1 protein-coding gene is annotated in these 562 nt (G+C 65.7%); it reads left to right on the forward strand.

Annotated elements, in window-relative coordinates:
• Positions 1-65: 65 nt before the first annotated feature.
• A partial coding sequence (locus D2K64_RS24090) for a transposase (RefSeq protein WP_238384410.1) occupies positions 66-562 on the forward strand: 497 nt, incomplete at its 3' end.

The following is a 562-nucleotide window of genomic DNA, read 5'->3' on the forward strand; positions in this document are numbered from 1 at the left end:
CTGTCGGCCTGATCGACGCCTCACCTGTCGCCGGGGTGGATGCGACTGGGCTGGAAACACGGCCTGTGAGTGAGCACTCCGGCAGACGGCGCGGCAACGGTTCAGGCCATCGGCAGCGAGCTCGGTCCAAGCTCACCGCAGTTCTCCACATCCACTCCCATTGGATCATCGGCGCTGTCACTGGCCTCGGCCCCAGCCAGGACTCGCCCGGCTTCGCACCCGCTCTGCGCCAAGCCACTGCGCTCGTCACTCTGAGCACGGTTCTGGCCGATGCGGGCCACGACGCTGAGCACAACCATCGTCTCTGTTGCGATGAACTCGGCATCGAGCGCAGCATCATTGCCCTGAACCCACGGAACACAGGGCGGCGTTGGCCGAAGACGCCCGACAGGCGAACCCTCCACAAGCACTTCCCCCAAGCCCTTTATCACCAGCGTTGGCACATCGAGAGCGGCTTCAGCCAGCACAAGCGCCGCCTCGGCTCAGCGCTGAGGGCGCGCGGACACCAGGCTCAGCAGCGCGAGCTCATCCTGCGCGTCCTCACCCACAACCTCATGATCCT

Source organism: Teichococcus vastitatis (genome assembly GCF_003604215.1).
In the GTDB taxonomy this organism is placed as follows: domain Bacteria; phylum Pseudomonadota; class Alphaproteobacteria; order Acetobacterales; family Acetobacteraceae; genus Pseudoroseomonas; species Pseudoroseomonas vastitatis.